This window comes from Methylocystis sp. B8, from assembly GCF_005771425.1.
In the GTDB taxonomy this organism is placed as follows: Bacteria; Pseudomonadota; Alphaproteobacteria; order Rhizobiales; family Beijerinckiaceae; genus Methylocystis.
This window is the reverse complement of the sequence record NZ_VBTZ01000004.1, coordinates 182694-205671: the sequence shown is the minus strand read 5'-3', so window position 1 is coordinate 205671 and position 22978 is coordinate 182694. Positions and strand designations below refer to the sequence as shown.

General features: G+C 62.4%; 18 protein-coding genes. 11 read left to right on the top strand and 7 right to left on the bottom strand.

Annotated elements, in window-relative coordinates:
* Window positions 1–72: 72 nt before the first annotated feature.
* The 3 genes from FEV16_RS09655 to dnaN form a co-directional block, all read right to left on the bottom strand.
* Complete coding sequence (locus tag FEV16_RS09655) at window positions 73–2502, bottom strand: glycogen/starch/alpha-glucan phosphorylase (RefSeq protein WP_246657261.1); 2430 nt, start codon at window positions 2500–2502, stop codon at window positions 73–75.
* A 149-nt stretch (window positions 2503–2651) separates the two neighbouring features.
* Window positions 2652–3506 (bottom strand): OmpA family protein, encoded by an 855-nt coding sequence (locus tag FEV16_RS09650; protein ID WP_138167410.1) that lies wholly within the window; start codon window positions 3504–3506, stop codon window positions 2652–2654.
* A gap of 48 nt (window positions 3507–3554) precedes the next feature.
* Window positions 3555–4673 carry a DNA polymerase III subunit beta gene (gene dnaN / locus FEV16_RS09645; RefSeq protein WP_138167470.1) on the bottom strand — a complete coding sequence of 373 codons (1119 nt, stop codon included), beginning with the start codon at window positions 4671–4673 and terminating at the stop codon, window positions 3555–3557.
* Window positions 4674–4854: 181 nt separating this feature from the next.
* Between dnaN and FEV16_RS09640 the strand changes: the two genes are divergently transcribed.
* Window positions 4855–5691 carry a hypothetical protein gene (locus FEV16_RS09640; RefSeq protein WP_138167409.1) on the top strand — a complete coding sequence of 279 codons (837 nt, stop codon included), beginning with the start codon at window positions 4855–4857 and terminating at the stop codon, window positions 5689–5691.
* A 160-nt stretch (window positions 5692–5851) separates the two neighbouring features.
* Entirely contained in the window at window positions 5852–8107 is a 2256-nt protein-coding gene (locus FEV16_RS09635; protein WP_138167408.1) for a penicillin-binding protein 1A, read from the top strand.
* 27 nt (window positions 8108–8134) lie between these two features.
* Here FEV16_RS09635 and FEV16_RS09630 read toward each other — a convergent pair whose 3' ends face one another.
* The 3 genes from FEV16_RS09630 to FEV16_RS09620 all read right to left on the bottom strand — a co-directional run bounded on the left by FEV16_RS09630 (window position 8135) and on the right by FEV16_RS09620 (window position 9770).
* Window positions 8135–8968 carry an FTR1 family protein gene (locus FEV16_RS09630; protein ID WP_138167407.1) on the bottom strand — a complete coding sequence of 278 codons (834 nt, stop codon included), beginning with the start codon at window positions 8966–8968 and terminating at the stop codon, window positions 8135–8137.
* A gap of 3 nt (window positions 8969–8971) precedes the next feature.
* Entirely contained in the window at window positions 8972–9313 is a 342-nt protein-coding gene (locus tag FEV16_RS09625; protein WP_138167406.1) for a cupredoxin domain-containing protein, read from the bottom strand.
* 130 nt (window positions 9314–9443) lie between these two features.
* Window positions 9444–9770, bottom strand: a complete 327-nt coding sequence (locus FEV16_RS09620; RefSeq protein ID WP_138167405.1) for a hypothetical protein — start codon at window positions 9768–9770, stop codon at window positions 9444–9446.
* A gap of 160 nt (window positions 9771–9930) precedes the next feature.
* Here FEV16_RS09620 and FEV16_RS09615 point away from each other — a divergent pair, with 160 nt between their 5' ends.
* From FEV16_RS09615 to FEV16_RS09575, 9 genes are all read left to right on the top strand, one after another.
* Window positions 9931–11151, top strand: coding sequence for a DUF2235 domain-containing protein (locus FEV16_RS09615; protein ID WP_138167404.1), 1221 nt, complete (start codon window positions 9931–9933; stop codon window positions 11149–11151).
* 185 nt (window positions 11152–11336) lie between these two features.
* On the top strand, window positions 11337–11528 hold the full coding sequence (gene secE, locus FEV16_RS09610; protein ID WP_138167403.1) for a preprotein translocase subunit SecE: 192 nt from the start codon (window positions 11337–11339) through the stop codon (window positions 11526–11528).
* A gap of 24 nt (window positions 11529–11552) precedes the next feature.
* Window positions 11553–12083, top strand: coding sequence for a transcription termination/antitermination protein NusG (gene nusG / locus FEV16_RS09605; protein WP_138167402.1), 531 nt, complete (start codon window positions 11553–11555; stop codon window positions 12081–12083).
* A 167-nt stretch (window positions 12084–12250) separates the two neighbouring features.
* The gene (gene rplK, locus FEV16_RS09600; protein ID WP_138167401.1) at window positions 12251–12697 is read left to right on the top strand and encodes a 50S ribosomal protein L11; all 447 of its coding nucleotides are present in this window, start codon (window positions 12251–12253) and stop codon (window positions 12695–12697) included.
* 4 nt (window positions 12698–12701) lie between these two features.
* Window positions 12702–13406 (top strand): 50S ribosomal protein L1, encoded by a 705-nt coding sequence (rplA, locus tag FEV16_RS09595; RefSeq protein WP_138167400.1) that lies wholly within the window; start codon window positions 12702–12704, stop codon window positions 13404–13406.
* A 268-nt stretch (window positions 13407–13674) separates the two neighbouring features.
* A complete protein-coding gene (gene sucD / locus FEV16_RS09590; RefSeq protein WP_138167399.1) occupies window positions 13675–14559 on the top strand; it encodes a succinate--CoA ligase subunit alpha in 885 nt (294 codons plus the stop codon).
* Between the two features lie 71 nt (window positions 14560–14630).
* On the top strand, window positions 14631–17615 hold the full coding sequence (locus FEV16_RS09585) for a 2-oxoglutarate dehydrogenase E1 component (protein ID WP_138167398.1): 2985 nt from the start codon (window positions 14631–14633) through the stop codon (window positions 17613–17615).
* Window positions 17616–17642: 27 nt separating this feature from the next.
* Window positions 17643–18914, top strand: coding sequence for a 2-oxoglutarate dehydrogenase complex dihydrolipoyllysine-residue succinyltransferase (odhB, locus tag FEV16_RS09580; RefSeq protein WP_138167397.1), 1272 nt, complete (start codon window positions 17643–17645; stop codon window positions 18912–18914).
* A gap of 108 nt (window positions 18915–19022) precedes the next feature.
* Window positions 19023–19292, top strand: coding sequence for a DUF1150 domain-containing protein (locus FEV16_RS09575; protein WP_138167396.1), 270 nt, complete (start codon window positions 19023–19025; stop codon window positions 19290–19292).
* A 155-nt stretch (window positions 19293–19447) separates the two neighbouring features.
* Here the strand turns inward: FEV16_RS09575 and FEV16_RS09570 are convergent, their stop codons facing one another.
* Window positions 19448–22912: a TonB-dependent receptor gene (locus FEV16_RS09570; protein ID WP_246657252.1), complete on the bottom strand. Its 3465-nt coding sequence runs from the start codon at window positions 22910–22912 to the stop codon at window positions 19448–19450.
* Between the last annotated feature and the right edge of the window lie 66 nt (window positions 22913–22978).

Here is a 22978-nt window from a genome sequence, read left to right as displayed (position 1 = left end):
AACGCTGTGGGGAGGAACCCTTGGATTGCTTCGCTTCGCTCGCAATGACGCAACTTAGCATCAGGGCTCGCCTCACACCGCGACATTCCAGATCTCTTGTGCATATTCGCGGATTGTGCGGTCGGAGGAGAACCAGCCGACCCGCGCCGTATTGAGAATGCTCGAACGCCGCCACGCTTTCTGATCGCGCCAGCGCGCGTCGACACGTCGCTGCGCCTCCCAATAGGCGTCGAAATCTTTCGCCACGAGGAAGTGATCGTAATAGGTGAGCGTATCGACAAGCTGCGCGTAGCGGTGCGGATCGTCCGGCGAAAAGACGCCCGTTGCAATCGCGCGCAGCGCTTCGGAAAGACGCGGACTGGCAGCGATCGTCTCGCGCGCGTCGATGCCTCGCGCGCGGCTTTTCTCCACTTCCTGCGCTGTCAGGCCGAAGATGAAGATATTGTCGTCGCCGACGCGCTCTTTGATTTCGACATTGGCGCCGTCGAGCGTGCCGATGGTCAGCGCGCCGTTCAGCGCGAATTTCATATTGCCGGTGCCGGACGCCTCCATGCCGGCGGTAGAAATCTGCTCAGAGAGATCGGCCGCCGGAATGATCGTCTCGGCGAGGCTGACATTGTAGTTCGGCAGGAAAACGATCTTTAAGAGACCGCGCGTTGCAGGATCGGCGTTCACCACCTTGGCGACGTCATTCGCGAGCTTGATGATGAGCTTTGCCTGATGATAGCTCGCGGCCGCCTTGCCGGCGAAGATTTTGACCCGCGGCGCAAATTCGCGCGCGGGCTGCGCAATGATGTCCTGATAAAGCGCGACGGCCTCGAGGACGTTCAAGAGCTGGCGCTTATATTCATGAATGCGCTTGATCTGTGTGTCAAAGAGCGCTGCAGGATCGACCCTGACGCCGACGCTTTCGAACACTGTCGCCGCGAGGCGCGCCTTGTTCTCGCGCTTCGCGGCCGCGAAGCGATTCTGGAACTCGATGTCGTCAGCAAACTTCTCCAGCTCAATCAGTCGCTCCGCGTGATCGAAGACGCCTGCCCCGATCGTTTCGACGAGCAGTCGCGACAGCGCCGGATTGGCTTCGAGCAGCCATCGACGAAAGGTGACGCCATTCGTCTTATTGACGATGCGGTCGGGATAGAGCCGATGGAAATCCTTGAACACCGTTTCCTTGACCAGTTCGCTATGCAGCGCCGAAACGCCGTTCACCTTATGCGAGCCGAGGAACGCCAGATGGCCCATGCGCACATGCCGGGCGTTGTGCTCGTCGATGAGCGATACTGAGGACAGCGTCGCGGGGTCGATCGCGCCCTTGGCGCGCAATGAGTCGAGGTGCATGGCGTTGATGAGATAGATGATCTGCATGTGTCGCGGCAGCAGCCGCTCCATCAGATGCACCGGCCAGGTCTCGAGCGCCTCGGGCAAGAGCGTGTGATTGGTGTAGGAGAAGGTCGCCTGCGTGATGCGCCAGGCCTCCTTCCACTCTACGCCGTGAACATCGACAAGAAGACGCATCAGCTCGGCGACGCCGATCGCCGGATGCGTGTCATTGAGTTGGATCGCCACCTTGTCGGCGAGCCTGTGGATGTCGCCGGTCTGCCGCATGTGACGGCGGATCAAATCCTGCAGCGAGGCCGAGGCGAAGAAATATTCCTGCCGCAGCCGCAGTTCCTGTCCGGCAGGCGTCGCATCGCCCGGATAAAGAACTTTGGAGATCGCTTCGGCGCGCGCTTGCTCCGATTGCGCGCCGACATGGTCGCCCTGATTAAAGGCGTCGAGGCGCAGCGCGTCAGGCGCCCGGGCGGACCAGAGCCGCAGCGTGTTGACATGCTCGCCGCGCCAACCGACGGCGGGCGTGTCATAGGCGACGGCGACGATGGTTTCACCCGGCCGCCAGACATAGGCCAACATGCCATCGGCGAGGCGCGAACTTTCGACATGGCCGAAGAAGCCAACGTCATAGGTGATTTCCGGCCGCGGGAATTGCCAGGCATTGCCGAAGGAGAGCCAGTCTTCGGGATATTCGTGCTGCCAACCGTCCTTGATCGTTTGCCGAAACAGGCCGTGATCATAGCGGATGCCGTAACCCATGGCGGCGATTCCGAGCGTCGCCATGCTGTCCATGAAACAAGCGGCGAGACGACCGAGACCGCCATTGCCGAGCGCCGCGTCCGGCTCCACCGCGCGCAGCGTATCGAGATCGACGCCAAATTCGGCAAGCGCTTCGCGCATCGCCTCGGTCAGGCCGAGATTGGTCAGCGCGTCGATGAGCAGCCGGCCGATGAGAAATTCGAGCGAGAGATAATAAACACGCCGCCGGTCTTCCTGATAATTGCGCTTGGTTGAAGCGAGCCAAGCAGGAACGAGGCGGTCGCGCGTCGCAAGCGCGGTCGCGACGAACCAGTCGCGCGGACTTGCATCGGCGTTGTCCTTGCCGATCGTAAAAGTGAGGCGCCGCTGCACGTCGTCGCGCAGCGCCGCGACGACGGCTCTATGAGCGATCTCGGGAGAATCATATGCGTTCAAGTCGATCCTTTCGCGACGGATGCGATTGTCGTCGCAGACTGTCTCTTAAGGCCGTTGTTTTAAGTAGAATTCGATTTTGGCGCCACCGCGCCGCTGGCGCCTGAAGTTGAGGCGTCGGCGCCGTGTCAGCGAACCTCGAAAGTGATGGCCTGGCTTTCCAATTGCTGCGGCTCTCCGCGAGACGCGACGAGCCGACGCCCGTTCACGCCCTGACGTTCGAGATAGCCGATCGCCGCCTGCGCGCGTCGTTGCGCAAGCGCGTCATTGTGAGCTTTCGGAGCGGAACCCCGGACATGGCCAATAATCTCGATCGTCGCATTTTGCGGACAGCGGCGAATGATCGCAGCCGCTTTGTCGAGCGCGTGCGCCGCCGACAATGTTATTTGCGCGTCGCCTTTGCGAAAGACGAGGTCGCTCGAAGTCGAAGATTCTTCGAGCGCAGCTTGGCAATCTACGAGCGTCATGCCGCCGGACATAGGCTCTGCTGGCCCGCTTGGCTTTGCATCCGCGGGCAGCGTGGCGGCCGAGACGGTCGGCGCTTCGACGGGGGGCGCGGCAGCCGCAATCGGCGAGTCCACACCCGCGCCTTCGATCGGCTGGGCGTAGCGGCGGCCCATCTCAGCGCCATAGTCCGAACGCTCGATCAGCATGGCGCCCACCCAGACGAGCGCCGCGGCGATCAGCCCAACGGCCCAGCCCTCATGCGCCGACATCGATCCGTGCCGGAGCAATGCGCCAAGCGCCGCGCCGACAATGAAGATGGCATAGGCCGCCAGCGCGCCTTTGATGAACGTCGCCGCGTCGGCGAGCGCGCCGAGATGGACGACAAGCGCGCCGACGCCAAAGGCGAGCGCGGTCCAAATCAGCCAGCGCGCGATGACGCCATTTTCAGGCGTACGGCGGCTGACTGCTCCGGCGCCGGCGCCGATCGCGAAACAGGCGAGAAGCCAAGGCCACAGACTGGAGATTTCGGCAAGCACGAGCCGAGCCTAACCGGCTGAAGGCTCCGCTCCAAGACTAAACCCAGACTAAACGCGCATCGGCATCAAAACATAAAGCGCAGTGGCGCCGTCGCGGTCCTGCACCAGCGTCGGAGAGCCTGGGTCCGCGAGCTTGAAGAGCGCCGTATCGCTATCAAGTTGCTGGGTAATATCCAGCAAATAACGGGCGTTGAAGCCAATATCGAGCGGCGGCCCGTCGTAATCTGCTTCAAGCTCCTCGACCGCCGATCCCTGGTCGGGGTTGGTGACCGACAGCACGAGCCTACCCTCGGCAAGCGAGAGTTTGACGGCGCGGCCGCGCTCCGAGGAAATCGTCGAAACGCGGTCGACGGCCTTGGCGAAGGCGTCGCGCTCGACGGTGAGCCGCTTGTCATTGCCGGAAGGAATAACGCGCGCGTAATCGGGGAATGTGCCGTCGATCAGTTTCGTCGTCAGCAGCGCATCGCCGAATGTGAAGCGCATCTTGTTGATCGAAAGCTCGACCGAAACGTCGCCCTGCGCATCTTCGATAAGCCGCTGCACTTCGGTGACAGCCTTGCGCGGCAGGATGATGCCCGGCATGCCGGCGCTGCCTTCCGGCGCGGGCAGCTCCAGTCGCGCCAGACGATGGCCGTCCGTCGCCACGGCGCGAAGCATCGGTCGGCCTTCGACCTCGAGCGTGTGCAGATAGATGCCGTTGAGATAGTAGCGCGTCTCTTCCTGAGAGATGGCGAACTGCGTCTTTTCAATGAGCCGCTTGAGATCTGCGGGCGCCAGCGTGAACTTATGGCTGAAATCGCCGGAGGTGACGTCGGGAAAATCGCTCTCGGGAAGGCTCGATAGATTGAATCGCGAACGTCCTGAGCGCAGCGTGAGCTGTCCGGCGTCGCCTGTCGCCTCCAGAGAGACCTGCGCGCCTTCCGGCAATTTGCGCACGATGTCGTAGAGCGTGTGCGCCGGCAGCGTCGTCGCCCCCGGCTGCGAGACCTCGGCGACGGTCTTCTCGGTGATTTCGAGATCGAGGTCGGTGGCCTTGAGCGTCAGCGCGCCGTCCTTGGCGGAGAGCAGCACATTGGCCAGGATCGGGATCGTCGTGCGCCGCTCCACGACACGGTGAACATGGCCGAGCGCTCGCAATAGCGCCGCTCTCTCGATCGTGACCTTCATCGCCGGGAAATCCGTCCGAAATATTATTTCGGCGCGGCAGGCCGCCGCGCCGGGGGCGAAGACTTTGGCGCGGCAGCGCCGGGAGCGCAAGGGCATGCCGATATTAGAGGTCAGCGATTGTGCATAAGTTTCCACAACCGTCGCCGACGTAAGAGTTGGAAGAATTTCAAAGGAGGAAACGATGAAAATTTTTCGAATTCTTTTGGGGTTCGTGTTTTGTGCGGAGTTCGCTCACGCGGAGATCATCAAGGTCGAACGCTCTGCCGTGCTGGGCGCCCACGGAATGTATGTGAAAAGCCAAAGCGAGATCTGGCTCGCCGATACGTACAATAGACTGAACGCCGGAAGCCAAGTCTATGACTCGAGTGGAAACGTCGTGAAGCATGCAGCCCGCGGCAATAGCATCGCGGGTATCGCAAAACACCCTCGCCAAGACCTCTATTCCTTCTGCGATATCGCGGGCTCGCAGGTGTATTGGCTCGACTCAGATGGCAACAAGGTTCGCACTCTAACGATTCCGCAACCGTGGAACGCAAGATGGACGCCCTCCGGCGATGCAATGTTCATCGTGACCTTTGGGGGTTCCGTTTTGCGCGTTTCGGGCGAAAGCCGAAGCGATGAAATCATTCGCGGGTTGGACGCGCCTTTCGATATTGCTCCCGTAGGGGAGACTTCACTTTGGGTCAGCGAACAAGGGACGCCCGGCAAGGGGCGCGTCTGTTTTTATGACAAGGCCTCTTCCGCCGAGGCTTACGAAAAGATTATTTGCAATCAGGGTGTTGAGCTGGACAACCCGGAGGGGCTCTGGCCCTTAAGCGATGGATCTGTCGTCGCCGTCGATACGTCAAGCGGAACTCTCGTAAAGATAAGCAAGGACGGCTCTACGATCGTCCTGGCTGAAGACCTCGGCGTTCCGATTCTTGTCCAGCTTATGGACGAAGGCCAGTGGGCGGTTTTCACCACTCGATCGAAATTTGGCCCCGCCGTAATCTTTGGACGATCGAAAGAACTGCTTTAGAAAACTCTGATGAAGGTTGACGGAAGCCTGGGCCGAAAAGCTCAGGCTTCGTGTTTTTCGACTTTCAGATCGAAAGCCGCCCTTAACCGGCCCTTAAACGGCCTTCGTTACGCTTCATCAAGCATTTCGGCCCCTGCGGCGGCGACAGGCGAGCAATCCGATGGCGCGCAGCGACAATCGTCGCGAACCGCGGTTCGATGACGACGAAGAGGACGAACTGCGCGCCGAACGCCGTCCTCCGCCTCGCGCGCGCGCGCGCAAGAAGTCACGCCGCTCGCGCTCTCTTCTCGGTTCGCTAGTCTATTGGAGCGTCACGCTCGCGCTCTGGGGCGCAATCGCCGGCGGCGGACTTGCCGTCTACTACGGCGCGCGTCTGCCGCCAATCGATCAGCTCGCGGTGCCGACGCGCCCCCCGAATATCGCCATCCTCGACGTCAATGGCGAACTACTCGCCAATCGTGGCGACACCGGCGGCGCGGCGATCCGGCTCGGAGACCTCCCGCCTTATGTGCCCAAGGCGTTCATCGCCATCGAGGACCGCCGCTTCTACGCGCATTGGGGCGTCGATCCGATCGGCATCGGCCGCGCGATCGTGCGCAACGTCACCGGCCGCGGCGGCATGCAGGGCGGCTCGACCTTAACGCAGCAACTCGCCAAAAACCTGTTCCTGACTCAGGAACGCACCATTTCGCGCAAGATTCAGGAGGCGATTCTGGCGCTCTGGCTCGAGCGCAAATATTCGAAGGACCAGATCCTCGAACTTTATCTCAACCGCGTTTACTTCGGTTCCGGCGCGTACGGCGTCGAAGCCGCCGCTGAGCGTTATTTCGGCCATGGCGCGAAGACCATCACGCTATCTGAAGCCGCCATTCTCGCCGGATTGATGAAGGCGCCGAGCAAGCTCGCGCCGGATCGTAATCCCGAAGGGGCCGCCGAGCGCGCCGCGCAGGTGATCGCCGCCATGGCGCAAGAAGGCCATATCAGCGAGGCGATGGCGAAGGCGGCGTTGGGGCATCCGGCGCGCGCGCGGCAGGACATAGGCGCGGGGTCGATCAATTACGCCGCCGATTATGTCATGGACATGCTCGACGATACGGTCGGCGCGATCGACCAGGACATCGTCGTGACGACAACCATCGACGCCCGCATGCAAATGGCGGCGGAAGGCGCGCTGAAACAAGAACTCGACGAAAAGGGCGCGAAATTCGGCGTCGCTCAGGGCGCGCTGATCGCCATGGATCCGAATGGCGCGATCCGCGCGCTCGTCGGCGGACGGGACTACTCGGAAAGTCAGTTCAACCGCGCCGTGTCGGCGAAACGTCAGCCCGGCTCCGCCTTCAAGCCCTTCGTCTATCTCACCGGGCTTGAACAAGGTCTTACCCCTGAGTCCGTTCGCGAGGACGGTCCGCTCGACGTCAAAGGTTGGCGACCAGAAAATTACAGCCGCCAATATCTGGGGCCTGTCACGCTCACCAAGGCGCTGTCGCTGTCACTCAATACTGTGGCGGTGCGCGTCGGACTGGAAGTCGGCCCGAAGACCGTGGCGAAAACGGCGCATCGTCTGGGCATTCAGTCCGAGCTGCAGCCCAACGCCTCCATCGCGCTTGGCACATCGGAGGTGACGCCGCTCGAACTCGTCGCCGCCTATGCGCCATTCGCCAATGGCGGCATCGCCGTTCAGCCGCATGTCATCCTCAAAGTGAAGACCGCCGCCGGCAAAGCGCTCTATCAGCGCAAGGGCGCTTCGCTCGGCCGCGTGATCGCGCCGCAATATGTGGCGATGATGAATGACATGATGCGCGAAACGCTGCTCACCGGAACCGCGCGCAAGGCCGAACTTCCTGGTTGGGAAGCGGCGGGCAAGACCGGCACCAGCCAGGATTTCCGCGACGCCTGGTTTGTCGGCTACACGGGCCGGCTGATCACGGGCGTTTGGCTCGGCAACGACGACAATTCGCCGACCAAAAAAGCCTCGGGCGGCACGCTCCCGGTTGAAATCTGGAGCCGGTTCATGGGCGTCGCCTTGAAAGGCCAGCAGGTCGCCGGACTGCCGTCGGGCGCCTGGCGATCGGAGAACGCCGCGATCCCCGAGGAGATCGCCAAGCCGATCGACGATCTCATTGGGCTCTTCACCGGAGAGCCCAAGCCAGCGCCGCGGCCGCAACCGGCGAGAACCGCGCCGGCCCCACGTCCTCCGGCGGCTATCCCCGGCGGATCGCCGCAAGAGGCGCCGCCGCCCGTCGCGGAGGCGCGGCCAGATTTACCCCTGCCGCGCGCTGCTGCGCCGGCCCCGCGAGAAATCGACGATCTTCTGCCGCCGGAAGACATCCCGACGGTCGGCTCGATCGAACGTCCGCGGCAAAGGCGGGGCGCATCGGAAAGAAGCGTTTTCGAGCAGCTCTTTGGGGGCGGATGAGTGCCTCGCGCGCCGAATGGCCAGGCGCTATTCCGCCGGCGCGCCCACGGCGCCCGCGTGCGACCGCGAGGCGAAGAACTTCGTCGCAGCGATAATGGCGGCAAGAGTCGCGAGATAGACGGCGACCTGCATGTCTGAGGGCTGGTCGGCGTAGCCGATCAGCGTATGCAGCACCCGGCCGACGATGCTCTTATCCGACAAGAGCCACGACGTATCCCAGGCAGTGTCGGAAAGCGTCGTGACAAGTCCGGCCTGCTGAAGAAAAGCCACGCATTGCGCCGCAAGTCCGGCGGCGAGCAGCGTGATGAGCCAGGTCGTCACGGCGAAAAGGCGTTTCGCTGGAATGGCGACGAGGCCATAGAAGGTCGCGACGCTCGTCGCCGCGCCGAGCGCCAGCCCGCCAACTCCCCCAGCAAGGACGTCCCAGCCGGACTCGCCCGAGGCGAGAATGCCGTAAAGAAACAGCGCCACCTCGGCGCCTTCGCGCAGCACCGCCAGTCCGACGACGGCGGTAAGGGCGAAGAGCGTCTCGTCGCCGCGCGCCACCGCCCGGCCGACCTCGGAAAGGTTCTGCGCCAGCTCGCGCCCGTGCTGCGCCATCCAGATGTTGTGCCAAACGAGCATCACGACGGCGAGCGCGAGGATCGCGGCGTTGAAAAGCTCCTGGCCACTGCCGGCGAAGGCCTGCGACAGACGGTCGGCGAAGGCGGCGACGATGATCGCGCCGAGCGCGCCTATTCCGACGCCGGCCGTAACGAAGCCGCGCGAACCGGAAACGCCACGAGTGACGGCGAGGACGATGCCGACGATGAGCCCGGCTTCGATGGCTTCGCGAAAGACGATGATGAGCGCGCCGAGCATGGTCTATTCCGCGATGACCTCGCCCTTGGCGTCGTCCTCATGGAATTCGCCGACGAATTTGTAGCGGCCGGCTTTCAGCGGCCGAAGCGTGAAGGTCGCTTCGCTGCTGCCTGGAATCACCTTCTCGATGCGCAGGGGTTTGCTTTCAAACTCTTCCGGCGTCGGGTCAAGGTTCTTCACGGTCAGCGTCGCCGCCTGATTGGCGGGCACGCGGAGTTCGGCAGGCTCGAAATGGTGATCCTTGATTGTGAGCGTGAAGGCGTTTTCAGCCGCAGCGGCGCTGGAAAGACCCAAAGCCGAAGCCGCGAGGATCGCATACAGACAATAGCGCTTCAAAAACCGCATCTCCTTCAGTTCGCCGCGCCGCCGTCCGCCGCGTTGGGGCCAACGTAAGAACGCCAAAACATGGGGTCAATCAATCTAATCTGGATCGCTTCCAAGCTGATGTCGCAGGGGGCGCAGGCCAGCGCGCCGCTCACCCTGGATAACCATGACGCGATTTCGATGCGCGCAGCAGCGACAGCGCTCTGCCCTCCTGGCCGCCGGAGCAGGCCGAAGCCGCCTCGCCGATTTCGCTCGAGATCTGCGCGTGAACGCTCTTATTGACATGGCCCATCGCCAGATCATTGTCGACGACGGAGCGATAGCGCGCGACGGCGCCGGCGCAGCCAGGCGCTTCTGCAGTCGACGCCGGGGGCGGAACTGCCGGTCCAGGCGGCGCGGCTTGCGGCGGACGGGCGGCGTTGCAACCGGCGCTCATAGCCGCCATCAACACGGCGGGGAGAATTAAGCGGGCGCGCATCTTCTTCTCCAATGCTTGGCTGAAGTTCCGCTTCTCATAGAGGGGAACGCTCCTCTCGCGCAAATTTATCGCCTTCGCTTGCGGAGGCCGTCAAAGCGCGCCACCATCCAAAAAGCCGCTCTGTCGTAATTGCTTAGACGCGCACGCTGTTGGAGGAAAAATGATTCGCAACATTGTCCTGCTCGACGGCACATGGAATACGCCTCGCGATTTCACCAACATCTGCAAGAAGTCGTGGGAAGAGAAAGTCGCCGAAAGGCTCATTCCCCCGCGAGGCGCGGGCGGCGTCGAACAGAATGTCCGCTACTTCTCCGGCGTCGGCGCCGAAGGATTTAAGATCGTCGGCGGCGCCATCGGCTTCGGCCTGCGCACCATCGTTCAGGACGCCTACGATTGGGTCGTCGACAATTATCGAGACGATCAAGAGCTGTACATCTACGGATTTTCACGCGGCGCCTATGCGGCCCGCGCGTTGGCGGGCCTTATCGGCGACTGCGGCATCAGAAAGACCAAGGACAAGAGCATCTTCGACATTTCGCGCGCCAACCGGAGCGCGCGGCAGGGCTCGCGCAAGGGAGCGCCGCCGAGCGGGCCCGATATTCAGGCGAATAACCGCATCAAGCTGCTCGGCGTGTTCGATACGGTCGGCTCCTATGGCGTGCCGGCGGGATTCAGCGGGCTTGCGCCGCTCGGCCGCTATATCACTCTGGCGGTCTTCGGCGGCTTCGAGGATACGCAGCTCGGCGCGCATGTCGATCACGCGCTGCACGCGATCGGCGTCGACGAGCGGCGCCGTCCCTTTACGCCAACCTTCTGGACGGTGAAGAAGGGGGACCCGCATCCTCAGAATATCGAACAGAATTGGTTTCCGGGCGTCCATTGCAATGTGGGCGGCGGCTACGAGGATTCACGCCTCTCCGATATCGCGCTGATCTGGATGATCGCGCGCACGCAGGCGCTCACGGGACTCACATTCGACAATGACGCGATCAGGCGGACGCTAAAGCCGAACATCGACGGAAACATCCCGGACTCGGCCGAAAAATATCCGATCGACAGGAATTTTCCGCGCAGTCGCGAGATGTTTCCCGCCGGCGCGCCGGCCAATGGCCTCCTTTGGGGCGGAAACCCTGACGAGGAACAGGTCAACGAGAAGGTCCATTGGAGCGTGCTGGCAAAGCTCAGCCGCAACTGCGACATCTATGGCGCGAACACGCGATATGATCCTCCAAACTTGAAAGAGGCGATGACGCGCCTCGGCCCCGACCTCGCGGGCCGGATCGCGTTCATCACGCCTGAAGAGGCCCGACTGCTGCCGCCCGATCTCGTGGGGCTGGCGGAGGCGCGCGCCGTCCTTCAGTCCGCCGCCGCATTGTCGTGACTGTCTCGCGAGGGGCCTCCGCGCTGTGCTCCTTCGGAAGCGCGTTTTTCCGCTTGGCGGCGCGGCGCTAAGGGGCTATAACCACTCGAATTCGTGGCGCGTGGCCGACAGGTCCCGCGCCGCGATCGTTTTGCGGCGCGCGCATTAAGGGTCTTTCGCGCGCCCTCGCACAGCCCGGTAGTCGAATGGTCAATCCGTTTCAATTCCTGCAGGAAGTCCGCGCCGAGGGGAACAAGGTCACCTGGCCTACGCGCCGCGAGACGCTGATCACGACCGGCCTCGTCATCCTTATGGTCTTATTCGCGAGCCTGTTTTTCGTCGTCGTCGACTCGGCGCTGCGATTCGGCGTCGGTCTGATGATTGGCATCGGGCACTAGATAATTGGAGCTGATGGCGCCGCTATGAGCATGCGCTGGTATATCGTCCACGCCTATTCGAACTTCGAAAAGAAGGTCGCTGACGCCATTCGCGAAGGCGCGGCGCAGCGCGGTCTCTCCGACCAGTTCGAAGAGATTCTGGTGCCGACCGAGCAGGTCGTGGAAGTGCGGCGCGGCCGCAAGGTCTCAGCCGAGCGCAAATTCTTCCCCGGCTATGTGCTGGTGAAATGCGACCTCACCGACCAGGTCTTCTCGCTCATCAAGAATACGCCGAAGGTCACGGGCTTTCTCGGCGCCGACAACAAGCCGATGCCGATCAGCGAGGAAGAGGCGCTGCGCATCAAGGGCCAAGTCGCCGAGGGCGTCGAGCGGCCAAAGCCGACGATCATGTTCGAGGTCGGCGAGACGGTGCGCGTCGCCGACGGGCCTTTCGCCTCCTTCAACGGCCTTGTCGAGGAGATCGACGAGGCGCGCTCGCGCCTCAAGGTCGCCGTGTCGATCTTCGGACGGCCGACGCCGGTCGAACTGGAGTTCGGCCAGGTCGAGAAGGTTTGAGTTTTCACCCTCCCCTTGAGGGGAGGGCGCTATCCCTCCCCTCAATGGGGAGGGTTAAACGTGGAAGACATGCCCGGCCGCCATCGGGAGTCCATGTCGCACCACGAACTGCAACCGGCGCCGACGCGTGAGAAAGCGCGGCGGGCGCTAAACGTTGGAGAGAAGCAATGGCGAAGAAAATCGCCGGCTATATTAAACTGCAAGTGCCGGCCGGCGCGGCCAATCCGTCGCCGCCGATCGGACCCGCGCTCGGCCAGCGCGGCCTCAACATCATGGAGTTCTGCAAGGCGTTCAACGCCAAGACGGGACAGATGGAGAAGGGGATGCCGATCCCCGTCGTCATCACCGCCTATCAGGACCGCTCCTTCACCTTCGAGATGAAGCAGCCGCCGGTCTCCTTCTTCCTGAAGAAGGCCGTGGGCCTCAAGATCGGCAAAAAGCCGGCTTCCGGCTCGAAGACCCCCGGCCGCAACGTCGTCGGCAAGGTCACCAAGGCGCAGATTCGCGAGATCGCGGAAAAGAAAATGCCCGATCTCAACTGCGCCACGATCGAATCCGCAATGTCGATGATCGAAGGCTCCGCCCGCGCGATGGGCCTCCAGGTGGTGGAGTAAGACCATGGCGCATATCGGAAAACGCATTGCGAAATCCCGCGAGGGCGTTGAGCGCACGAAGCTCTATGCGATCGACGAGGCGGTGAAGCTCGTGCGCGAGCGCGCCAAGGCCAAATTCGACGAATCCGTCGAAATCGCCATGAATCTCGGCGTCGATCCCAAACACGCCGACCAAATGGTGCGCGGCGTCGTCAATCTGCCGAACGGCACCGGCCGCACGCTGCGCGTCGCCGTCTTCGCGCGCGGCGCCAAGGCGGACGAGGCCAAGGCGGCGGGCGCCGACGTCGTCGGCGCCGAGGATCTGGTCAACACGGTGCAGGGCGGAACGATCGACTTCGACCGCTGCATCGCAACGCCTGATCTCATGCCGCTCGTCGGCCGGCTCGGCAAGGTGCTCGGCCCCCGCGGGCTCATGCCGAATCCGAAGGTCGGCACGGTGACAATGGACGTCGCCGGGGCGGTGAAGGCCTCGAAGGGCGGCGCGGTCGAGTTCCGCGTCGAAAAGGCCGGCATCGTGCAAGGCACGGTCGGCAAGGCCTCGTTCGACGACGGCAAGCTCGTCGAGAACATCAAGGCCTTCGTCGACGCCGTGGCCAAGGCGAAGCCGCAGGGCGCCAAGGGCACTTATATCCAGCGCGTCGCCATCTGCTCGACCCAGGGTCCGGGCGTGAAGGTCGACGTGTCGAGCCTCGGCGCCGCCCCACACTGAGCGGCGACGCATTTTCAAGAATCAAAAACCGGCGGGCGACCGCCGGTTTTTTTATTTTGGTTCATCCAACGTAAAGGTGGCTGCGCCACAATAGAGAATGTCCTGAGGGCGATTCGCGGCGGCCTGTCGCAGGGGTCTTTGCCGCCTTGTGCGGCTGAGCTTTTGTCAATAGGTTCCGCGCCGGCGACGACGGGGAGGCGGCTCTTAAGTTTTCGCTTCATCCAAAAAGGCGCGCGCGCCGTTTCGCTTGCTCCAGGATTTGCGCTTCATGTCCGTGCTGATCGACAAGAACACCAAAGTCATCACTCAAGGCTTCACCGGCAAGACCGCCACTTTCCACTCGGTTCAGGCCCTCGATTACGGCACCAAAATGGTTGGCGGCGTCTCGCCTGGCAAAGGCGGCTCGGTTCATCTCGATCTTCCGGTTTTCGACACGGTCGCCGAGGCGCGCGAAAAGACCGGCGCCGACGCCTCGGTCGTCTATGTGCCGCCGCCCGGCGCGGCGGACGCCATCTGCGAGGCCATCGACGCCGAAATCCCGCTCATCGTTTGCATCACCGAGGGCGTTCCGGTTCAGGACATGATCCGCGTCAAGCGCGCCCTCTGCGGCTCCAAGTCACGCCTTATCGGCCCGAACTGCCCGGGCGTCGTCACCGCTGGCGAGAGCAAGATCGGCATCATGCCCGGGAATATTTTCTCGCCGGGCTCGGTCGGCGTCGTGTCGCGTTCCGGCACGCTCACCTATGAGGCGGTGTTCCAGACGACGCGCGAAGGCTTAGGTCAGACGACGGCGGTCGGCATTGGCGGCGACCCGGTGAAAGGCACGGATTTTATCGAAGTGCTGGAGTTGTTTCTCGCCGACGACGCAACTAAGTCCATCATCATGATTGGCGAAATCGGCGGGTCGGCGGAGGAGGACGCGGCCCAATTCTTGAAAGACGAGGCCAAGCGCGGCCGCAAGAAGCCGATGGTCGGATTTATCGCCGGTCGCACCGCGCCTCCTGGCCGCCGAATGGGCCATGCCGGCGCGATCGTTTCGGGCGGCAAGGGCGACGCGGAAAGTAAGATCGCAGCCATGGAGTCGGCGGGCATCAAAGTGTCGCCGTCGCCTGCGAGGCTTGGAAAGACATTGGTCGAGGCGCTGAAGGGCTAACGCCAAAGTCCGCTCAACGCTTCGAAAGTCGTCGGCGCCCTTGAGCGCCGGCGCTTTTGGGAAAGATTGAGATGGCGCGTTTTGAAACCAATGGCGGCGCCGGACCAGCGCCGGCGGGCGCTCGCTCGCCGCAAAATGATTTTCTGGCGTCGACATCCTTTTTACAGGGCGCGAACGCCGCCTATCTCGAAGGCCTGCTTGCGGCCTATGAGGCCGATCCATCCTCGGTCAGCCCCGATTGGCGCAATTTCTTCGCCGAGATGGGCATCCGACCGGGGGAGAAGCTCGCCGTAGGGCCGAGCTGGGCGCGGCGTGATTGGCCGCAGCCCGCAAATGGCGAATGGGTCAAGGCGTTCACCCGCGAGGCGCCGGCGCCTGTTAAAGCGCCAGCCGCTCCTGCCGCGGCGCCCGCTCCCATCGGCGAGGACGTGTTGCGCGCAACGCGCGACTCGGTGCGCGCATTGATGATGATCCGCGCCTATCGCATGCGCGGCCATCTACACGCCAATCTCGATCCGCTTGGACTGGAACAGCGCCACGATCACGGCGAGCTCAATCCGCAGACCTATGGTTTCACCGACGAGGACTACGAGCGCAAAATCTTCCTCGATGGCGTGTTGGGCATGCGCTACGCCACGCTCTTTGAAATGGTCACGATCCTGCGACGCACCTATTGCGGCACGATCGGCTTCGAATTCATGCATATCACCAATCCGGAGGAGAAAGCCTGGCTGCAGGCGCGCATCGAAGGGCCGAAGAAGGAGATTGTCTTCACCCAGGAAGGCAAGCGCGCAATTCTCAACAAGCTCATCGAGGCGGAAGGCTTCGAAAAGTTCCTCGACGTCAAATACACGGGCACCAAGCGCTTTGGCCTGGACGGCGCCGAAGCCATCGTTCCGGCTTTGGAGCAGATCGTCAAGCGCGGGGGCGCGCTCGGCGTGAAGGAAATCGTGCTGGGCATGGCGCATCGCGGCCGCCTCAATGTGCTGTCGCAAGTGATGGCGAAGCCGCACCGCGCTCTATTTCACGAATTCAAGGGCGGCTCCTTCCTGCCGGACGAAGTCGAAGGCTCCGGCGACGTCAAATATCACCTCGGGGCGTCGTCGGACCGCGTGTTCGACGACAATAAGGTGCATCTCTCGCTCACCGCCAATCCATCGCATCTCGAAATCGTCGATCCGGTCGTGCTCGGCAAAGTCCGCGCGAAGCAAGATCAGCATCATTGCACGGATGGCGATCGCCGCTCGGTCATGCCGCTGCTGATCCACGGCGACGCGGCCTTCGCCGGTCAGGGCGTGGTCGCCGAATGCTTCGGCCTTTCCGGATTGAAGGGGCATCGCACCGGCGGCTCTGTTCACTTCATCATTAACAATCAGATCGGCTTTACGACCTATCCGCGTTACTCGCGATCGTCGCCCTACCCCTCCGACGTCGCCAAGATGGTCGAGGCGCCGATTCTTCACGTGAACGGCGACGATCCCGAGGCGGTCGTCTTCGCCGCGCGCGTCGCCGCAGAATTTCGTCAGCAGTTCCAAAAACCCGTCGTCATCGACATGTGGTGCTATCGCCGCTTCGGCCATAACGAAGGCGACGAGCCAGGCTTCACCCAGCCGCTGATGTATAAAAAGATTCGGGCGCACCGCACGACGCTCGATATCTATGCGGACCGTCTGATCGCCGAAGGCGTGATTTCGCGCGATGACGTCGACCGCATGAAAGAAGAGTGGCGCACACGGCTCAACCAGGAGTTCGAATCCGGCCAGGGCTACAAGCCCAATAAGGCGGATTGGCTCGACGGCCGCTGGGCCGGCAAAAAGCCTGGCTCGCAAATCTCCGAGAACGAGCGCCGGGGACAAACCGGAGTCGCGCTCGAGACGCTGCAGCATATCGGCGAAAAAATCACGTCGACGCCGCCGGACTTCCACGTGCATCGCACGATCCAACGCTTTCTGGATAATCGCAAAACAACGATCGAACACGGCGGACCGATCGATTGGGCGACCGCCGAAGCGCTGGCGATCAGTTCGCTGCTTTATGAGGGCTATAACGTGCGGCTCTCGGGGCAGGACAGCGAGCGCGGCACCTTTTCGCAACGCCACAGCGTGCTGATCGATCAGGAGAATGAGGCCCGCTACCTGCCCTTCAATCACATTGCGGATGGCCAGGGCCGCTACGAGGTCGTCAACTCGATGCTCTCGGAAGAAGCCGTGCTCGGCTTCGAATATGGCTATTCTCTCGCTGAACCCGACGCCTTGGTGTTGTGGGAAGCGCAGTTCGGCGATTTCGCCAATGGCGCGCAGGTCGTCTTCGACCAGTTCATTTCCTCGGCCGAGCGCAAGTGGCTGCGCATGTCCGGCCTCGTCTGCCTGCTGCCGCATGGCTACGAAGGCCAGGGTCCGGAACATTCCTCCGCGCGCCTCGAGCGCTATCTGCAGCTTTGCGCCGAAGACAATATGCAGGTCGCCAATTGCACGACGCCTGCGAATTACTTTCACATCCTTCGCCGGCAGTTGCACAGAAGCTTCCGCAAGCCTCTCGTGCTCATGACGCCGAAATCGCTGCTGCGACACAAACGGGCCGTTTCGCGTCTCGGCGAGATGGGCATGGCTTCGAGCTTCCAACGACTTCTACTCGATGACGCCGAAACCGCGCCAAACGAGACATTCGTTCTCAAAGCCGACGAAAATATTCGTCGCGTCATTTTGTGTTCGGGCAAGGTCTATTACGATCTCATAGAGGAGCGCGAGAAACGCGGCGTCGATGACGTGTATCTGCTGCGGGTCGAGCAGCTCTATCCCTTCCCGCTCAAGAGTCTCGTCACCGCGCTCGGACGCTTCAAAAGCGCCGATGTCGTGTGGTGCCAGGAGGAGCCCAAGAACATGGGCGCCTGGTCGTTCGTCGAATCTTATCTTGAATGGGTGCTAACTCAGATCGGCGGCACGTCGAAGCGCGCCCGCTACGTCGGGCGCTCCGCTTCGGCTTCGACCGCCGCAGGCACCATGTCCCGTCACCTTGCGCAGCTGAAATTGTTCTTGGACGAAGCGTTCGCGGCGTGACGCCCGACGCCAGCAAAGAGAGAGCCGATGGCTGAAATTCGCGTGCCGACCCTAGGCGAATCGGTGACTGAAGCGACCATCGGCCGCTGGTTCAAGAAAGCCGGCGACGCGGTGCGCGCCGACGAGGCTCTCGCCGAACTCGAAACCGACAAAGTCACGCTCGAAGTCAACGCGCCCGCGGCGGGCGTGCTCGCCGAGATCGTCGCCAAGGAGGGCGAAACCGTCAGCCCCGGCGCGTTGCTCGGGCAGATCGCCGAAGGCGCGACGGCGCCGGCGAAGGGCGGCGAGGCGGCCGCCAAACCAGGCGCGCCAAAGCCAGCCGCAACGCAAGCCGCGCCAGCGCTAGCTGCGCCTGGAGCGACGGCGATGCCTCCTTCGCCTTCCGCCGCCAAAATCGCGGTCGAACAGGGAATCGACATTGCTCAGGTTCCCGGCAGCGGAAAGCGCGGACAAGCGCTGAAATCCGACGTGGTCCAATTCGCCGCCCGACAATCGGCGGTCCCCCAGTCTGCGCAAGAAACGCGCGTGCAGGAGCTTCCCGCGCAGGAGGCGCGAGTGGAAGCCCCGCCGCCGCGCGCGCCCGTTCGGCAGGAAGACGCCCGCCGCGAAGAGCGGGTGAAGATGACGCGCCTGCGCCAGACGATCGCGCGACGGCTGAAAGAAGCGCAAAACACCGCGGCCATGCTGACGACGTTCAACGAAGTCGACATGTCGGCGCTCATCGACTTGCGTAAACGCTACAAGGAGTCCTTCGAGAAGCGATACGGCGTGAAGCTTGGCTTCATGGGTTTTTTCGTGAAGGCCTGCTGCCAAGCGCTTGAAGAGATCCCAGCCGTCAATGCGGAGATCGACGGAACCGACATCATCTATAAGCGCTTCTGCCACATCGGCGTCGCCGTCGGCACCGACAAGGGCCTCGTGGTGCCGGTGGTGCGCGACGCCGACCGTCTGTCGCTTGCGGAGATCGAAACAGCGATCGCCGATCTCGGCCGCAAAGCGCGAGACGGCGCCCTCGACATCGCCGATTTACAAGGCGGCACCTTCACGATTTCGAACGGCGGCGTCTATGGTTCGCTGATGTCCACGCCTATTTTGAACGCGCCGCAAGCGGGCATTCTCGGCATGCACAAGATTGAGGAGCGGCCCGTGGTCCTCGACGGCAAAATCGAAGCGCGGCCAATGATGTATCTGGCGCTTTCTTACGATCACCGGCTGGTCGACGGGAAAGAAGCGGTGACTTTCCTCGTTCGAGTCAAGGAGTTGCTGGAAGACCCCGCAAGGCTTGCGCTCGGCCTGTAGCCGCGCGCGCCTCTTCAAAATCTCCAAAGCATACACATCTACTTTCTGACGGCGCGCCGCTTACTGGGCGTCGTCGGCGGGGGCGAAAGGACCGCCATGGAGGTGAAGATGGACATGAAAGCCGCGACCGAAACGAGAGAGTCTTTGCTGACGGCCGAGCAGTTCGCACAATTGGGCGATGGCCTCATCGCTTATGTGCGGCCGATGCGCTCAGAGGACGTCAACCGGCTGTACCCGCAGGCGCCTCATATTGCGCCAGGGCTGACGATCTTCGCGCTCTTCGGCGCGGATGGCGCGCCGATTGTGCTTGCGGATTCGGAAGAAGGCTGCATCGGCAACGCCCGTGAAAACCATCTTCAGATGGTCAGCCTGCATTAAAGCCCCCCGACATGGCGCGCCAGCGGCGCGCCAAGCTGGGCCAAGGCCAAGCCCGGCGAAAACCTCTTTCCACTGCCTATATGCCTTAGCGTTTCCGCAGTCGCGGGAGCGCTCGCGGTTCCAGCGCTTTGACGCGACGCTGATTGACGCTGGGTTCAGAGCGCGGAATTGAGAAGATCAGCTCCCCAGTTGAAATGGTAATTGAGGCCGGCGCGAACGATGACGCCGTCGAACACGACCTTGGTCACAGGGCTATTGGCCCAGAGAAGGCCTCCCGGCGCGATGCGGTTCGCGCTCGACGCGCCTCTGGCGCAGGCGCCGCCTGAGGTGTTTGTCGCCTGACTCGAGCACGTCGTCACAAGCGGAGACGATATGAGATCGACGCTGCCGAGATTGTAATAGAGGCCTTCGGCCTTGGCGCTCCAATTGTCGGCGAACATCCACTCGACGCCGCCGCCCGCAGTCCAGCCGGCCTTGAGTCCTGAATAGGCGGCTCCGCCCAGCGCGGCAGGATTCATGTAGCTCCACGCCGTCACGCCCAAAGTGTTTTGGCGTTGGATGCTTGAGGCGTTGAAGTGCACTGCCGACGCCTGGACGTCGCCGTAAGCGAGACCGCCCGTCCCATAAGCCAGAAGCGTGTCCGAGACCGCGTAGCCGAGCCTTCCGCGGAAGGTGCCCATCCAGTGCGTCGACGCCGAAACCGCGCCGCCGCCGAAGGATTGACGTGTCAACACAAGGCTCTCGAGGTCGCCGTCCTCTTCCTTATCGATATATCCCGCATTTTCGACAAGGACGCCGCTATAGGAACCCTTGCCGCGGAAAAGCGTCCCCTGAAAATCGGCTTCGAGACCGAGCACGACGTCAGATTCGTCCTGATAGTTCCATCCGATCTGGCCGCCGCCAACGAAGCCGTCGCGGTTCACTTTGGCGTATCCAGTGTTCGCCCCCGCGGCCGCGCCGGGCAGGAACAAGCTCCACCAGGCTGCATTGCCTTCAACCGGATCCTCGGCGACGATCTTCTCGTTCCAGAGTCCGGCGAAGTTGTCGGCGAAACCGTTGGGCCCTACGCGAACGCCCGTCTTTGAGCCCCAGCCGTAGCCCGCGTTGAGGCCGGCATAGACGCCCGCCCATTTGCGCGGGACAGTCGCGTTGGCTGTTTCGCGCGCGGCTTCGTTCGGCGCCAAAGCCATCCAGCCGGTCGGCTCCCCGCCGAAATTCCATTTCATGCCGGCATAGAACGCCGTCGGCGGGCCGACCGAGACCATCTTCGGATTATAGAAATTCGCAAAGTTGATCGCGTTCGTCTCGAAGAATGTGCCGAAACTGCGCGCCCGCGTGTTCGTCACATTCTCGATCAACGCATAGAGCTGCAGATAGGGCGTTATGTCATAGGACGTGCGCAGGTTCAGAATGCCGTAGGGCGACAGCGTCCCGAACTGATTGGCCCAGTCGCCCGCGAGATAGGGACCGGTCGCATAGACGAAATCGCCGCCGACCTTCCATTTTGGCGTCATTGCATAATCGACGCCGGTCTTGAAACGATGGCGCGCAATCGACGGAAGCGTGGCGCCTGGATTGACCAGAACGCCCGTCGACCCAACCGCAAGGACCGCGGGGTTGTTCGGCGAGCCGAGGATGTTCTGCGAATTGAAATAGGCGTCGGTCAGCGTGTAATTCACATAGGCCGACATGCGCTCGTCGGCGTAGCGCATGGACAATTCTGCGCCTTGACGCACGGTGTTGCCGGCGTTGGTGAAATAGCCGCGGCCGACGATCTGGCTCGGAATGCTGAGAATGTCGTCGAAGACATTGGTTCTGAATATTCCCGCCGACCACTGAAGCGTTCCGGGGAAGCGAGCGAGCATGTCGGGCAGAGCTTCGGCGGGTCTGAAGCCGCCGCGCAGGCCCATGTCGATCGTGTTGGACGTCACCTGCTTCAGCGGCGGATCGGCCACCAGGAAGGCGTCGATCACGCAGGGGCGGTTCGGGTCCGAGCAGCCGAGTTCGAGCGGCGTCGGCGCCCGGTTTGCGATCGAATAGCTGGCGAAGGCGGCGATCTGCGGCGTGATTTTGTACGTCAGGCCGCCCATCGGATTTATGTGATCGAAAATATGGGTCGAGTTCAGCGCCGTGCCCATATTGTCATACATCTGGACGCTGGCGCGGTTGTAGCGCAAGCCGCCGGTGACAGTGAGTTGGTCGGCCAGATCGAGCGCGTCCAGCGCATAGGCGCCCAAATAGTAATTCGAGACGTTGAGATTGACCGGCGCGATGCCGGCGGCCGGCTCATTGGTGAAGTAGTTGAAGCCGGTGACCGTGAAGTCGGCGTTGACGATTCCAAGCTCCTGGTTCGCCTTGAAGCCGGTATATCCGTGTTCAAGGTTGACGCCGACGGTGAACCTGTTCGGAAAGCCGAAAATCTTATCTGTGTTATTGAGCTGCCCGGTGAAGCCGATCGTATTGATCTTCGTCCAGGTGCGGTCGATCGCGCCAAGCGCTGGACCTTGGATGAGTTCGTTTCCCGTATTGAAAAAATTCGGCACGCTTGTGGGCTGACCGTCGCCCGTGGCGCAAAAGGCCTGCCCGCCCTCGCATTCGAACTCGGTGGTATTGCCGTCGACGCGGGCCTGATTGTAGCCGCGATAATGAATGTCGCCGAGCAGTCTTGTCGTCGGGCTGACGTCGACCACGCCGTTGAGGTCAAACATCATGACCTGATTTTTGTATGTCTGCGGCGTCGTGTAGGTCGAACTCTTGTCTCCCGCCACCAGCTCCACCGGCGCTGGCCCAGAGGCGCCAAAATGGTTCGATCCGAGCGTGGCGTTGGCGTGAATCTCGACGCTTTCGGCGCGATAGCCGATGTCGCCGTAAAAGCGCTTGATCTGCGAGCCGGAGAAATAGCGGTAGCCGGAATCGCCCGACGCCTCGCCAGCGGCATAAAGGGCGAAATCTGCGATCTTACGCCCATATTGAAATACGCCCTGACGGCGATTGAAGGAGCCGCCGCGAATATCAAGCTCTGAGCCCTGCCAGGTGAAGCCGCTCTTCATGTCGAGAACGATGGCGCCGCCGATGGCGTTCAAACCATAGAGAGGGTTGCCCGTCTCGATCGCGACTCGGTCGATGGCGACGCTCGGAATCAAGTCCCAATTGACGGTGTCGCCCCACATCTCATTGATGCGAACGCCATTCTGGAACACGGCGAGACCTTGCGGCACGCCAGCGAAAGGCGAAGCGACGAAGCCGCGATAATCAACCTCGGGGAAAGAGGGATTGCCGCCGACATCGTTGATCGCCACTCCGGGCGCTGTGCGTTGCAGCGCCTCGCCGAGGTTAAACTTGCGGCTATTGGCGATTTCCTGGCTGTCGACGACGTGAACGGACGCCGGAACCTGATAGGTCACGAGCGGCGAAATATAGGGAGCGGGGGCCGGCGCGGGCGTAGCCCCCGCCGGATGCATGGCGGGGGCAGCGGCGACAGTTGGCGAAGGACGAGAGGTAGAGCGTAGAGGCGTTGCGCCGACTTCAATGGTTGGGAGCGCTTGCTGGGCATGCGCCGCCCCAGACGCCAGCGATGCGGCAAGCGCAATCAGAGAAGCTTGTTTTTTGGAACCGATCATTTCTGCCCCATGGCGTTAGCCTGGGCGTTATACCGCTGGAAACAACTTTCCGTCCCTCGTCAGCTT